The 14,158-nt window shown below is 46.6% G+C and carries 12 protein-coding genes, 2 tRNA genes and 1 rRNA gene; 1 reads left to right on the forward strand and 14 read right to left on the reverse strand.

All coding sequences use genetic code 11. The annotated features are described in order from the left end of the window. Positions 1–18: 18 nt before the first annotated feature. From nusA to rlmE, 10 genes are all read right to left on the reverse strand, one after another. Positions 19–1,509 carry a transcription termination factor NusA gene (gene nusA, locus ABY436_RS04600; RefSeq protein WP_372737849.1) on the reverse strand — a complete coding sequence of 497 codons (1,491 nt, stop codon included), beginning with the start codon at positions 1,507–1,509 and terminating at the stop codon, positions 19–21. A gap of 31 nt (positions 1,510–1,540) precedes the next feature. Further along, positions 1,541–1,996, reverse strand: a complete 456-nt coding sequence (rimP, locus tag ABY436_RS04605) for a ribosome maturation factor RimP (RefSeq protein ID WP_372737850.1) — start codon at positions 1,994–1,996, stop codon at positions 1,541–1,543. 122 nt (positions 1,997–2,118) lie between these two features. Further along, positions 2,119–2,195: transfer RNA gene (locus ABY436_RS04610), tRNA-Met, on the reverse strand. A 50-nt stretch (positions 2,196–2,245) separates the two neighbouring features. Next, a tRNA-Leu gene (locus tag ABY436_RS04615) sits at positions 2,246–2,331 on the reverse strand. A 15-nt stretch (positions 2,332–2,346) separates the two neighbouring features. Then, positions 2,347–2,706, reverse strand: coding sequence for a preprotein translocase subunit SecG (gene secG, locus ABY436_RS04620; RefSeq protein ID WP_372737851.1), 360 nt, complete (start codon positions 2,704–2,706; stop codon positions 2,347–2,349). Positions 2,707–2,718: 12 nt separating this feature from the next. Then, positions 2,719–3,474, reverse strand: coding sequence for a triose-phosphate isomerase (gene tpiA / locus ABY436_RS04625; protein WP_372737852.1), 756 nt, complete (start codon positions 3,472–3,474; stop codon positions 2,719–2,721). 38 nt (positions 3,475–3,512) lie between these two features. Beyond that, a complete protein-coding gene (glmM, locus tag ABY436_RS04630) occupies positions 3,513–4,868 on the reverse strand; it encodes a phosphoglucosamine mutase (RefSeq protein ID WP_372737853.1) in 1,356 nt (451 codons plus the stop codon). Further along, the gene (folP, locus tag ABY436_RS04635) at positions 4,861–5,724 is read right to left on the reverse strand and encodes a dihydropteroate synthase (protein WP_372737854.1); all 864 of its coding nucleotides are present in this window, start codon (positions 5,722–5,724) and stop codon (positions 4,861–4,863) included. Before folP ends, glmM begins: the two co-directional genes overlap by 8 nt. A 65-nt stretch (positions 5,725–5,789) precedes the next feature. Next, positions 5,790–7,733 (reverse strand): ATP-dependent zinc metalloprotease FtsH, encoded by a 1,944-nt coding sequence (ftsH, locus tag ABY436_RS04640; protein ID WP_372737859.1) that lies wholly within the window; start codon positions 7,731–7,733, stop codon positions 5,790–5,792. Positions 7,734–7,817: 84 nt separating this feature from the next. Further along, positions 7,818–8,435 (reverse strand): 23S rRNA (uridine(2552)-2'-O)-methyltransferase RlmE, encoded by a 618-nt coding sequence (rlmE, locus tag ABY436_RS04645; RefSeq protein ID WP_090730591.1) that lies wholly within the window; start codon positions 8,433–8,435, stop codon positions 7,818–7,820. Between the two features lie 96 nt (positions 8,436–8,531). On the opposite strand from rlmE, the gene ABY436_RS04650 reads away from it, so the two are divergent. After that, on the forward strand, positions 8,532–8,834 hold the full coding sequence (locus tag ABY436_RS04650; RefSeq protein ID WP_090730589.1) for a YhbY family RNA-binding protein: 303 nt from the start codon (positions 8,532–8,534) through the stop codon (positions 8,832–8,834). Positions 8,835–8,862: 28 nt separating this feature from the next. On the opposite strand, the gene greA is transcribed toward ABY436_RS04650, so the two are convergent. The 4 genes from greA to rrf form a co-directional block, all read right to left on the reverse strand. After that, positions 8,863–9,339 (reverse strand): transcription elongation factor GreA, encoded by a 477-nt coding sequence (gene greA / locus ABY436_RS04655; protein WP_372737855.1) that lies wholly within the window; start codon positions 9,337–9,339, stop codon positions 8,863–8,865. A gap of 10 nt (positions 9,340–9,349) precedes the next feature. Beyond that, on the reverse strand, positions 9,350–12,556 hold the full coding sequence (carB, locus tag ABY436_RS04660; protein ID WP_372737856.1) for a carbamoyl-phosphate synthase large subunit: 3,207 nt from the start codon (positions 12,554–12,556) through the stop codon (positions 9,350–9,352). Positions 12,557–12,603: 47 nt separating this feature from the next. Further along, positions 12,604–13,740, reverse strand: a complete 1,137-nt coding sequence (carA, locus tag ABY436_RS04665) for a glutamine-hydrolyzing carbamoyl-phosphate synthase small subunit (protein ID WP_372737857.1) — start codon at positions 13,738–13,740, stop codon at positions 12,604–12,606. A 323-nt stretch (positions 13,741–14,063) separates the two neighbouring features. After that, positions 14,064–14,158, reverse strand: a 5S ribosomal RNA gene (rrf, locus tag ABY436_RS04670); the annotation flags it as partial.

The raw sequence follows: 14,158 nt of genomic DNA on the forward strand, positions 1-14,158 counted from the left end.
TATATCTCCTCCGCTGAATTAGACTTCATCCGCAAACCATGGCGCACGCGCGGTCATGATCAACTCTGCAGCCTTTTCTTCGCTCATACCTTCAACATCAAGAAGTTCTTCAACAGATTGCTCTGCTAAATCTTCCATGGTAATCACGCCATTAGCCGCCAGCAGGAAAGCCAAATGGCGATCCATACCTTCCATTTCCAGCAGATCTGCTGCTGGTTCGGATTTCTCGAGCTTTTCTTCACTTGCTAGTGCGATATTCAGCAGTGCATCTTTTGCTCGAGTACGAAGCTCATTCACTAAATCTTCATCAAAGCCGTCAATTTCAAGCATCTCATCGACAGGCACATAAGCCACCTCTTCCAAGGTGGTAAAACCTTCTTCAACCAGCACAGATGCAACATCTTCATCGATATCCAGATGCTTCATCAGTACTTCCATGACTGATCCAATTTCAGACTGCTGCTTCTCGGCAGCCGCCTCAACGGTCATGACATTTAATTCCCAGCCCGTCAGCTCTGAAGCCAAGCGAACATTTTGTCCGCTACGGCCAATCGCCATTGCCAGTGATTCCTGAGCGACAGCAACATCCATTGAGTGCGTCTCTTCGTCAACAACAATAGAAGCTACTTCAGCTGGAGACATCGCATTGATCACTAGCTGTGCCGGATTATCATCCCAAAGGATAATATCTACACGTTCGCCACCGAGTTCATTAGATACCGCCTGAACACGTGCGCCACGCATACCGACACAAGCACCAACAGGGTCGATACGACCATCGTTGGTTTTCACAGCAATTTTCGCACGTGAACCCAAGTCTCGCGCTGCTGCTCTTATTTCAATGACTTCTTCTGAAATCTCAGGCACTTCAATTCTGAACAGCTCAATCAACATTTCAGGACAAGCGCGACTGAGTACCAATTGAGGACCGCGTCCTTCCGCACGGACTTCCGTAAGAACCGCTCTGACACGATCACCCATACGGAAAACTTCGCGTGGTAAAACGTTTTCACGCGGCAGTAGTGCTTCCGCATTGTTGCCCAGATCCACAATAATATTATCGCGCGTAACTTTTTTAACACTCGCTGAAATCAGCTCGCCTATTCGGTCACGATAAAGATCTACGACTTTAGCGCGCTCAGCTTCGCGTACTTTTTGTACAATGACCTGTTTTGCCGTCTGAGCCGCAATACGGCCAAACGCCACAGATTCAATTTGTTCTTTGTGAATATCACCAGGCTGTAACTTAGGATCAATTTCCTCAGCTTCTTGCATGGTTAATTCAGTGCCTAGCAGAGGAACGTCGTCATTACTGACCACCTTCCAGCTACGGAAAGTTTCATAATCTCCGGTTGCCCGGTCTATGATAACGTTCACGTCTGCTTCTTCATCAAAACGTTTTTTAGTCGCCGTTGCTAATGCCAGCTCAATCGCTTCAAAAATAACGTCTTTTGGGACGTCTTTCTCATTCGATACTGCTTCTGCAACCAGTAGAATCTCTTTGCTCATGCTACTGCCTCGCCAATACCCAAAAGTGCCGTTAAAACTGCGGAATAACCTGAGCCCGATCAATCAGATCAATCGGTAACAAAAACTCTTCGTCATCCACAACCAGCAAAATATCTTCACCTTCAATGCCATTTAATATCCCTTTAAAGTTTCGTCTTCCGTCAAATGGTACTCGTAGACGAATCTGAACTTTGCTTCCTGCAAAGGCACTGAACTGCTCCAATGTAAAAAGTGGTCTATCCATTCCAGGTGAAGATACTTCTAACGTATAAACCCCACTAATAGGGTCCTCTACATCGAGTATCCCACTGACCTGGTGACTCACTGCCGCGCAATCATCTACCGTTACACCTTCTTCACGCTCTATATAGATGCGCAAAGTGCTGTGCTTACCTTGTGAGATATGATCTATTCCCCAAAGCTGACAGCCGAGTGACTCAACGATAGGTTTCAACATCTCTTGTAATAATTTCAGCTTCGCTGACACCCACTAAACCTCTAATTTACGTAACGCAGAAATAAAAAATGGGCCTTATAAGACCCATTTCTGCAAAATCACAATTGACCACACTTACGAAAAAGCCCCTAAAAAGGGGCCATTCCAAAAGATGGTAGCGGGGGCTGGATTTGAACCAACGACCTTCGGGTTATGAGCCCGACGAGCTACCATACTGCTCCACCCCGCATCAGAAACAGGCGCATATTATACATATGACGAACCTATTTTGCAAACATATGGTGCCCAAGGCCGGACTCGAACCGGCACAGCCATAAGCCACTACCCCCTCAAGATAGCGTGTCTACCAATTCCACCACTTGGGCAAAACTCTTTACAATCTAATTAGCTTTTGGAACATCCGTTTCAACCGGAGCAGTAATTTTCGGTTCATCAAGAACCGGCAACTGAGACTGCACCTCTTTAACCGTTTCAACTGTAGGTATACCCACATCAGAAACAGATGCAGCCTGCTCTTTAGCATAGACAGCCAAAACAAAACTCGTAGCAAACAATCCTGTTGCCAGCACTGCTGTCATACGACTTAAAAAATTCCCAGTACCCTGACTACCAAACACTGTCTGGGATGCGCCACTACCAAAAGCAGCACCCGCCTCAGCACCTTTGCCCTGTTGCAATAACACCAGAGCAATAATACCAGCAGCAAGTACAACGTGAGCAGCAAGAACCAGAGTTTCCATATTACCTACCGTTTAAACAGCTTCTGCAGCCGCACTGCAGATCGCTAAAAATTCATCAACCTTCAATGAAGCTCCTCCAACAAGACCACCATCAATATCTGGCTGTGAGAAAAGCTCCTTCGCATTAGCGGCATTTACACTACCACCATACAATATCGAAATTCTTTCCGATATTTGTTCACCAACCAATTCCGCCACCAAGTGGCGGATAAGCCCATGCACTTCCTGAGCTTGCAATGGCGATGCTGTTTTGCCTGTACCTATTGCCCAGACAGGCTCGTAGGCAACAATAACACGCGCCACCTGCTCTGCTTGCAACAAGTTTAAACCAATCTTTACCTGACGAGCGATCACTTCAAAAAACCGGCCACTCTCTCTATCTTCCAGTGTTTCACCAACACACAAGATAGGCACAAGGTCATTCTCTATCGAAGCGACCACTTTCTTAGCAATCAGATCATCATCTTCAGAAAAAATGGCGCGTCTTTCTGAATGCCCTATTATCACATATCGACAATCAATATCAGACAACATAGACGGAGAAATTTCACCGGTATATGCACCTGAAGACTCAAAAAATATATTTTGAGCGCCAACTTTGACTGTTTTAGCTTGCTGTCGTGCAGCATGCAAATACACAGACGGCGGAAAAACGATAACCTCGACGGACTCAGAAAATTCAACCTTATTCAGGGTAAACAACATATCATCAACAAATTGCTGACTGCCGTTCATTTTCCAGTTTCCAGCGACTATTAAGTCACGCATCGCCACCCTCCTTAAAAGAGGCGCAAATATTAACCGAGTTACTCTTGACTGACAAGCGCTTCCAGTGCTTTTCCTACCTCTTTTGCTAACTCTTCGCAGAGTTTTTGAATAAACGCTTTATCTTCGCCTTCTAACATCACTCTGATCAGGGGTTCAGTACCGGACGGGCGCAATAAAACCCGACCCGTATCACCTAATTGAGCTTCTACATCTTTAACCGCTTGCTGAATGGCCTGCACGCCCCGAATATCAACTTTTGATGCCATCTTCACGTTGATCATGACCTGAGGCATTTTATGCATGCCCTTTTTCAGCTCATGTAAGTTTTTTCCGGATTCTTTAATGGCTCGCAATACCTGCAAGGCTGAAATTGTTCCATCACCCGTCGATGTCAGGTGCCGACAAACAACATGCCCCGAACTTTCTCCACCTAATACCCAATCATTTTCTGCCAGTAAAGCCATGACATAACGATCACCGACATTTGCTCGCACAAAAGGGATCCCCAGCCTGTTAAGAGATTGCTCCAGGCCAAAGTTACTCATAAGCGTACCCACAACGCCACCTGACAACACTCCGCGCTCATACATGCGTTCGGCAATAATAAATAACGCTTCATCGCCATCGACCACTTCTCCCAAATGATCGACCATCATCAAACGGTCTCCATCGCCATCAAGCGCGATTCCCAAATCAGCCCTTTCTGCCACAACCACTTTTTGTAACCGCTGCGGTGCCGTCGCGCCACATGCTTCATTGATATTCAAACCATCCGGAGAAGAAGCAACCTCGATAACCTCAGCGCCCAGCTCCGACAAAACTTCAGGAGTAACGTGATACGTTGCACCATTCGCACAATCAAGCACGATTTTCATTCCCGCCAAACTAAAGCCAACGGGCACTGAAGATTTGCAAAACTCGATATAACGTCCCGGAGCATCTTCAACCCGACGAGCTTTACCCAGACTTGCCGAATCAACCGTTGTCATCACCAAGTCCATCTGCGCTTCTATGGCATGCTCTATTTCATCAGGGAGCTTTGTACCTTCCGCGGAGAAGAATTTAATCCCGTTATCACCGTAAGCATTATGCGATGCAGAAATCACAATACCGGCGTTGGCTTGAAATGTACGCGTTAAATAAGCGATGGCAGGGGTTGGCATAGGGCCGGTGAGTAATACATCAACACCCGCTGCTGACAGGCCTGCCTCTAAAGCAGACTCAAACATATAGCCGGAAATTCGTGTATCTTTACCTATCAGAATTTTACTCCGGCCACCACGGGCGAATACTTTACCAGCAGCCCAACCCAACTTGAGCATAAAATCCGGAGTGATTGGAAACTGCCCAACTCGTCCACGAATACCGTCCGTACCAAAATACCTTTTACTCATCACTTTCTCCACTTTCACGCATAACTGCTTCAGTCATACGCACAACATCTACCGACTCCGACACGTCATGAACGCGAACAATCTTCGCCCCCTTCATGACCGCGATAGCCACCGTTGCCAGACTGCCTGATAAGCGCTTATCTACCTCGCGATCTAACACCCCGGCAATCATACTTTTTCGTGAAGTCCCTGTTAAAAGTGGATAGCCCAAACGATCAAGCTGCTCCAACCGATTTAACAAAAACAAATTATGCTCCAGGGTCTTGGCAAATCCAAAACCAGGATCCAGTATTAAACGCTCTGCAGAGATACCCACCTCAGCACAGGCTTTTATCCGCGTATCAAAAAACGCAATCACCTCATCGATGATATTATTATAGGCAGGTGCATTCTGCATATCTTGTGGTGTGCCTTTCATATGCATAAGACAAATGGGCAATTGAGACTCAGCAGCGGCGTGCAATGCTCCAGGCAAGCAAAGCGCCCGCACATCATTGATCATGCCGGCACCTAAACTGGCCGCCTCAGAGATCAGCTCCGGCTGGCTGGTGTCGACTGATATAACGACATCCAACTCTTTAGCTATCGCCTCAACAACCGGCAACACGCGATCAAGCTCCTCCTGCAGAGAAACCCTGACTGCCCCCGGACGCGTTGACTCTCCACCAATATCAATAATGGACGCACCTTCTTTCAGCATAACGGCAGCGCGCGCCAATGCACTTTCAACGGATAGCTGATGGTGCCTGAAGTGCTTACCCCCATCAGAGAAGGAATCAGGTGTGGCATTCAATATACCCATGACCTGAACTCGCTCAAGATCCAGCGCTCTTGACCCACACTGTAGAATAGTCATAATTTTCGCCTGCATATAAAAAAACCGGATGTAATACACATCCGGTTTTTTCAACTCACTGTTACTTAAACGGTTTTACCATCTTCATCCGCTGCTTCCGGGCCGTCCTTGTCAGACGGCTTACGCGGCTCAGTGTCATCGGCGTTACCATCCGTCGAATCATCCCCTGAGACCGGAGAATCATTAACATCCACCCAACCTTCAGGCGGCGAAACTTCATCGCGCGCCATCAACTCACCAATCTGGTCACTATTGATAGTTTCATATTTCATTAACGCCTGAGTCATGTTTTCCAGAATATCGCGATTAGCCTCAAGCAGAGTAGTTGCTTTCTGATAACACTCATCAATAATTTTACGCACTTCAGCATCAATACGACGTTGCGTTTCTTCTGCCAATGGCTTAGCACCCTGACCATAGCCACGACCAAACGGGTCATCACCCTCATCATCATACAGCAACGGGCCAAGCTCTTCTGACAGACCCCATTTAGTCACCATATTACGAGCCATCGAGGTTGCACGCTGAATATCATTAGATGCGCCGGTAGTAACTCCGTCTTTGCCCAATGTCATCTCTTCGGCAATACGCCCGCCATAGAGCGAACATATATTAGATATAATGGTCGACCTGCTGTGACTGTAACGATCTTCCTCAGGAAGAAACATGGTGACGCCTAATGCGCGACCACGAGGGATAATAGATACTTTATAAACAGGGTCATGCTCAGGCATCAATCGCCCTACAATGGCATGACCTGACTCATGGTAAGCGGTATTTAAACGCTCTTTGTAAGACATCACCATCGATTTGCGCTCAGCGCCCATCATGATTTTATCTTTAGCTTTTTCAAACTGCTCCATTCCGACCGTGCGTCTACTATCACGTGCAGCAAACAGTGCCGCCTCATTGACCAGGTTCGCAAGATCAGCACCCGAGAAGCCAGGGGTTCCACGAGCAATCAGCTCTGGCTTAACATCATCACCCGTCGGCACTTTACGCATATGCACTTTAAGAATCTGCTCACGACCACGAATATCTGGCAAGCTGACATGCACCTGACGGTCAAAACGACCTGGGCGCAACAGCGCAGGATCCAACACATCCGGGCGGTTAGTGGCGGCAATAACAATAACCCCTTCAGTCCCTTCGAAACCATCCATCTCAACCAATAGCTGGTTCAGGGTTTGCTCACGCTCGTCATTTCCGCCGCCCATACCTACACCACGACTACGGCCGACAGCGTCGATCTCATCGATAAAAATAATACAAGGCGCATGTTTCTTCGCTTGCTCAAACATGTCACGAACACGTGATGCCCCGACACCAACAAACATTTCTACAAAATCAGAACCGGATATAGAGAAAAATGGCACCTTAGCTTCGCCGGCAATGGCTTTAGCTAACAGCGTTTTACCAGTTCCCGGGCTACCCGCCATCAAGACCCCACGCGGTATGTGTCCACCTAGGCGCTGGAACTTGCCGGGATCACGCAGATACTCGACCAGCTCTGCAACCTCCTCTTTGGCTTCTTCGACACCCGCAACATCGTCAAAGGTTGTCTTAATCTGATCCTCACTCATCATCCGTGCTTTGGACTTGCCAAAAGACATAGGGCCGCCTTTACCGCCGCCGCCTTGCATCTGTCGCATGAAAAACATAAAAATAGCGATAATGACCAATATCGGGAACGAGGCAACTAACAGCTGTGTCCAGATACTTTGCTGTTCAGGCTGCTTACCTTCAATTACCACTTTATGAGAAAGCAGATCATCAACCAACTTTGGGTCTTGCAATGCAGGACGAATAGTTTGGAATCGCTCACCGTTGCTGCGCTGGCCATAGATGGTATAACCATCGATCACTACTTTAGCCACCCGATCAGACTGAACTTCCGTCACAAAATCCGAATAACTTAACCGACCCGGATCAGTTTCAGCATTGAAATTATTGAAGACTGTCAGCAAGACCGCCGCAATAACCAGCCACAGAACCAGATTTTTTGCCATATCGTTCAAAAGACAACCCTCAATTTAATACATCACAAAGCATCGGCTAAACTACATCAATTTAGCTACTTTGACTAATAAAACTCATTTAAAACCCAGTCCGATTATATAAACTTCACGAGACCTGGCACGGGAAGAATCAGGTTTACGTGTGACAACCCTATCGAAGTGTGCACGCACATCCATCAAATACTGGTCGAACCCTTCACCCTGAAACACTTTGGCAACAAAATTGCCTTTTGGTTTCAGAACATCTTTTGCCATCTCCAACGCCAATTCAACTAAATACATAGCTGCAGGTTGATCAATAGAGTTCATACCACTCATATTGGGGGCCATATCAGAAATTACAAGGTCAGCAAGCTTACCATCCATCACTGCAAGGATTTCATTCAAAACCGACTCTTCAGTAAAGTCCCCCTGAACAAACTCAACACCGGCCAAGGAATCCATCGGAAGAATATCTGATGCTACTACCCGTCCGGTATCACCGACTAATTCAGCCGCGATTTGTGACCAACCACCAGGAGCCGCGCCAAGATCAACCACCGTCATGCCTTTTTTCATCAAGTGATCTTTCTCCTGAAGCTCCAGTAGTTTGAAACTGGCTCTGGAGCGATAACCACTCTCCTTAGCCTTTTTGACGTAATGATCGTCAAAATGTTCCTTTAACCACGCTTTACTAGTTTTTGATCTTGACACTAATTTTTCTCTGTAGTTTTACGCTGAGCTTGTCTCAGGTAGAATAAGCTTTTTACAATGTGGCGCCGCCACCCCAAATGAGATGTCTATTTTAGTATGAGCCTGACACCCGATCAAAAGAAACACTACCGCACAATCGGACACAGCTTAAATCCAATTGTGACCATCGCTGGCAAAGGGATGACAGAAAACATTCAATTGGAGGTTGACCGAGCACTTGAAGACCACGAACTCATTAAAGTGAAGTTCGTAGTAGGTGACAGAGATGTGAAAAAGCAATTGATTAAAGAGCTTTGCACAATCGTTGAAGCCACCATAATTCAGGAGATTGGCAATATAGCTTTAATCTACCGCCCGGCTCTGCAACCCAATCCCAAGCTTTCCAATTTGCTTCGTTAAAAAAAGCCGCCAGGAAGGCGGCTCTTTTTTACAGGTGCAACACCTCTTCTATTTCGTACTCAACGATACCTTTCGGCGTCTGTATACCAGCAATATCACCTTCTGACTTACCTATCAACCCACGGGCGATAGGTGAGTTGACAGATAATTTCCCGATTTTAATATCAGCCTCATCATCACCAACGATCTGGTAACGCACACTCTCATCAGTCTCACAGTTAATAATGATGACAGTCGTTCCAAAAATCACTTTCCCAGAACGCGGAATAATAGTCACATCAATCACCTGAGACTGAGACAGCTTGCCTTCAAGTTCCTGAATACGTCCTTCAGTAAAACCCTGCTCTTCTCGGGCCGCATGATATTCAGCATTTTCTTTTAGATCACCATGCTCACGCGCCTCAGCAATGGCCTGAATAATACGAGGACGATCAGCAGTTTTAAGACGAACCAGCTCTTCACGAAGTGCTTTTTCGCCAGAAACCGTCATAGGAACACGACTCATTTATTACTCCTCAATGTAAATCCTGTAAACGACGAACCACTTTTTCTTCACCGTATTCGAGCGCCATAGTTATGGCTTCTGCGCCGGCAAGCGTAGTGGTATAAGGAACTTTATGCTGCAGTGCACTACGACGAATTTCTGCCGAATCTGCCGTGGCCTTGCGACCTTCAGTCGTGTTTACAACATAAACAATTTCGTCATTTTTAATCATGTCAATAATGTTTGGCCGCCCCTCGGTCACTTTATTCACAACCGAAACGGTTAATCCATGCTCTTTCAAGAAAGCGGCAGTCCCACCCGTAGCAACCAAGGAAAAACCAAGTTCTATCAATGATTTAGCGACCGATACCGAGCCTTCCTTATCAACATTACGAACCGAAATAAACGCTTTACCTGGTTGCGGCATTTTCTCACCCGCACCAATGGTTGCCTTCATAAAGGCTTCACCAAAGGTTTCACCCGTGCCCATGACTTCGCCCGTAGATTTCATCTCCGGAGAAAGGATAGGATCAACACCCTGGAATTTATTAAACGGGAAGACCGCTTCTTTTACATGAAAATACGCCGGAATTATTTCTTCTGTAAAGCCTATCTCAGCCAGCTTCTTACCGATCATGGCCAGCGCGGCAACCTTGGCCAATGAAACACCGATACATTTAGAGACGAACGGCACGGTTCTTGAGGCACGTGGATTGACCTCAATCACATAGATCTCACCGTCCTGGTAAGCAAGCTGCGTATTCATCAAACCAACGACACCTAATTCAAGCGCCATCTTTTTGACTTGCTCGCGCATCTCATCTTGTACATCAACGGGCAGATTGTATGGAGGAAATGAGCATGCAGAGTCACCAGAGTGAACACCCGCTTGTTCAATATGCTGCATAATAGCGCCAATCACGACGGTTTCACCATCACTCACTGCATCAATATCAATTTCAATAGCAGCATTCAGGAAGTGGTCTAACAACACAGGTGCTTCATTAGAGACTTGCACTGCTTCCTTCATATAACGACGCAATTCGGTTTCGCTATAAACAATTTCCATCGCCCGGCCGCCCAAAACATAAGAAGGACGAACAACTAACGGGTAACCAATTTTCTCTGCAGCAATAACCGCCTGCTCAAGAGAACGTACGGTAGCGTTCTCAGGCTGTTTTAAACCCAGGCGCTGCAACATTTGTTGAAACTGTTCACGATCTTCTGCACGGTCAATAGATTCAGGTGATGTCCCGATAATCGGCACACCAGCCTGTTCCAATGCTACTGCCAGTTTTAATGGTGTTTGACCGCCAAACTGGACAATCACGCCTTTTGGCTTTTCGACGTGCACTATTTCCAACACATCTTCGAGTGTAATTGACTCAAAATACAAACGATCAGATGTGTCGTAATCTGTTGAGACAGTTTCTGGGTTACAGTTCACCATAATGGTTTCAAAACCCGCTTCGCGGGCAGCCAACGCGGCATGCACACAGCAGTAATCAAACTCGATGCCCTGGCCTATCCGGTTAGGGCCGCCACCAATAACCATGATTTTTTCACGATCAGACGGGGCTGCTTCACACTCTTCTTCATAGGTTGAGTACATATAAGCCGTATCTGTAGCAAACTCAGCGGCACAAGTATCAACACGCTTGTACACAGGACGGATATTCAAGCCATGACGATGCTTGCGGAACTGTTTCTCACTCACGCCCAGCAAGGTAGCCAAACGCGCATCTGAAAAGCCCTTGCGCTTCAAACGATATACCTTATCTGCATCTAACTGCGACAAGGTCATATTAGCAACACGTTTCTCATCAAGAATTAAGTCTTCGATCTGCGTCAGGAACCACGGATCTATACCCGAAATTGCATACAGCTCGTCAACGCTCATGCCGAGTCGAAAAGCATCGCCCACATACCAGATACGCTCAGCACCTGGTTGCTTCATCTCACGTACAATATCGGAGCGCGCATCTTCACTGTTCAAATCAACGATCGGATCAAACCCGGTAGCGCCGACTTCCAAACCACGTAAAGCTTTTTGCAATGACTCTTGCTGCGTTCGTCCAATCGCCATAACTTCACCAACCGACTTCATCTGAGTAGTCAGACGGTCATTCGCTTGCGGGAATTTTTCAAAGGTAAAGCGAGGAATTTTAGTAACAACGTAATCGATTGACGGTTCAAATGAGGCAGGTGTAGCGCCGCCGGTAATGTCATTTTGCAATTCGTCAAGTGTGTAACCGATCGCCAGCTTCGCAGCCACTTTAGCAATGGGAAACCCAGTAGCTTTAGAGGCCAGTGCTGATGAACGAGATACGCGCGGGTTCATCTCAATAACAACCATGCGACCATCGGCAGGATTTACACCAAACTGCACGTTGGATCCGCCAGTTTCTACACCGATTTCACGCAACACAGCTAACGATGCATCCCGCATTATTTGATATTCTTTATCCGTCAACGTCTGCGCAGGAGCTACGGTAATAGAATCTCCGGTATGAACGCCCATGGCATCAAAGTTCTCGATAGCACAAACGATAATACAGTTATCGTTTTTATCACGAACAACTTCCATTTCGTATTCTTTCCAACCAATCAAAGACTCATCTATCAAGAGCTCATTAGTCGGTGAAAGATCCAGTCCACGCTCACAAATCTCTATAAACTCTTCCGTGTTATACGCAATACCACCACCGCTACCACCCATCGTAAACGATGGACGGATAATGCAGGGAAAGCCTAACTGGGCCTGAACCTGCTGAGCCTCTTCGATACTATGCGCAATTGCTGCACGCGGGCACTCAAGACCAATTTTCTTCATTGCTTTATCAAAGCGGGAACGATCTTCAGCCTTATCGATGGTATCGGCATTAGCACCAATCATCTCTACGCCAAATTCAGCAAGAACACCTTCTCGCTCCAAATCAAGAGCACAGTTCAATGCGGTTTGCCCACCCATGGTCGGTAACAACGCATCTGGCCGTTCTTTTTCAATGATTTTCGCAACGGTTTTCCACGTTACTGGTTCGATGTAGGTGGCGTCAGCCATCGCTGGATCTGTCATGATAGTAGCAGGGTTCGAGTTAACCAGAATGACTCTGTAGCCCTCTTCACGCAGCGCTTTACACGCCTGCGCACCCGAGTAATCGAATTCACACGCCTGACCAATAATGATCGGGCCCGCGCCTAAAATCAGTATGCTTTTAATATCTGTGCGTTTTGGCATTGTTTAAACCGGTCGAATCTATTTACTTAACTGATCAGTGTTTTTAATCAGGCGTATTTACGAATTCTCATCTCTTTAATAAAGCGATCGAACAGAGGCGCTACATCGCGAGGCCCCGGGCTCGCTTCGGGATGCCCCTGGAAGCTGAACGCAGATCGATCTGTACGCTCGATACCTTGTAAAGAGTGATCAAACAAAGACTTATGAGTTGCCCGAATCGTGCTTGGCAAACTGCTTTCATCAACAGAAAAACCATGATTTTGGCTGGTAATCATTACCTGCTTAGTCTCTAAGTCTTGAACTGGATGGTTGGCACCATGATGACCAAACTTCATTTTTACAGTTTTGGCTCCTGACGCGAGAGCTAATAGCTGATGCCCCAGACAAATACCAAAAACAGGTACGGTAGTTTCGCAAATAGCCTGGATTGCAGCAATGGCATAATCACATGGCTCTGGATCACCCGGCCCGTTTGACAGGAAGACTCCATCAGGCGCCATATCTAATACAGCAGTGGCGGTGGTCTGTGCTGGCACTACTGTTACCCGACAACCTCTCTCCACTAACATCCGCAAAATATTACGTTTGACACCAAAATCATAGGCGACTACATGAAAAGGCTGCTCACTTGGGTTACGCTCCAAATGACCGACACCTAGCTTCCATGTTGAAGAGTTCCACTCATATGCTTCAGACACACTCACTTCTTTGGCAAGATCCATACCTTTCAGACCAGGGAACGATTTTGCCTGGGCAAGCGCATCTTGTTCGTTAACATCGCCAGCCATTATGCAGCCATTAAGGCAGCCTTTTTCACGGAGAATACGCGTCAAGCGACGGGTATCTATATCCGCAATGCCTACAATATTATGGTCTTTCAAATATTGATCTAAAGAACGTTGATTTCTAAAATTGCTTGCCATCAGAGGTAAATCGCGAATAACCAAGCCAGACACCCAAGTGCCAACTGACTCTTCATCCTCATCGTTTGTTCCAGTATTGCCTACATGAGGATAAGTTAATGTTACGATTTGTCTGCAATAGGAGGGATCTGTCAGAATTTCTTGATAACCGGTCATGGATGTGTTGAATACAACTTCACCGCTAGATTGACCGTCCGCGCCAATAGCAATACCCCTGAAAATACTACCGTCTTCAAGGGCCAGAATGGCTGGTCTTGTCAATTGAACCTCCCCGCGTGTGCTGCGAATGAACAGATAACTATACGACACCTGAAAAAAAACGAGGAACAACCTCGTTTTAAAACCGGAATTATTAGTGCTACCTTTAAACTACAGGTAAACGGCGGTATTTTAGACGATCCATGCATCTCTGTCCACGCTCCATCCACCTAGAATCGCTGATCATTACAAAACCTATTTTTTCAGACATCACAGACACTGCAACAAAGGCTAGGGCATACCTATATCATTTATTAGCGACTTTATATTTTTCACAGGCATAAAAAAACCCCGATCACAGCGTGATCGGGGTTTCTCTATTAGGTGCTTGGCAATGACCTACTCTCACATGGGGAAACCCCACACTACCATCGGCGCTAAAACGTTTCACTGCTGAGTTCGGGATGGGATCAGGTGGTTC

Origin of the sequence: Neptunomonas sp., from assembly GCF_041601355.1 — a bacterium.
Classification (GTDB): Bacteria; Pseudomonadota; Gammaproteobacteria; order Pseudomonadales; family Balneatricaceae; genus Neptunomonas.

What these genes read in the sequence shown, in the direction of transcription:
- ftsH (WP_372737859.1), bottom strand. Translation starts at nt 7,733, where the DNA reads ATGGCAAAAAATCTGGTTCTGTGGCTGGTTATTGCGGCGGTCTTGCTG.
- tpiA (WP_372737852.1), bottom strand. Translation starts at nt 3,474, where the DNA reads ATGCGTGACTTAATAGTCGCTGGAAACTGGAAAATGAACGGCAGTCAG.
- folP (WP_372737854.1), bottom strand. Translation starts at nt 5,724, where the DNA reads ATGACTATTCTACAGTGTGGGTCAAGAGCGCTGGATCTTGAGCGAGTT.
- carB (WP_372737856.1), bottom strand. Translation starts at nt 12,556, where the DNA reads ATGCCAAAACGCACAGATATTAAAAGCATACTGATTTTAGGCGCGGGC.
- greA (WP_372737855.1), bottom strand. Translation starts at nt 9,339, where the DNA reads ATGAGTCGTGTTCCTATGACGGTTTCTGGCGAAAAAGCACTTCGTGAA.
- ABY436_RS04650 (WP_090730589.1), top strand. Translation starts at nt 8,532, where the DNA reads ATGAGCCTGACACCCGATCAAAAGAAACACTACCGCACAATCGGACAC.
- nusA (WP_372737849.1), bottom strand. Translation starts at nt 1,509, where the DNA reads ATGAGCAAAGAGATTCTACTGGTTGCAGAAGCAGTATCGAATGAGAAA.
- secG (WP_372737851.1), bottom strand. Translation starts at nt 2,706, where the DNA reads ATGGAAACTCTGGTTCTTGCTGCTCACGTTGTACTTGCTGCTGGTATT.
- glmM (WP_372737853.1), bottom strand. Translation starts at nt 4,868, where the DNA reads ATGAGTAAAAGGTATTTTGGTACGGACGGTATTCGTGGACGAGTTGGG.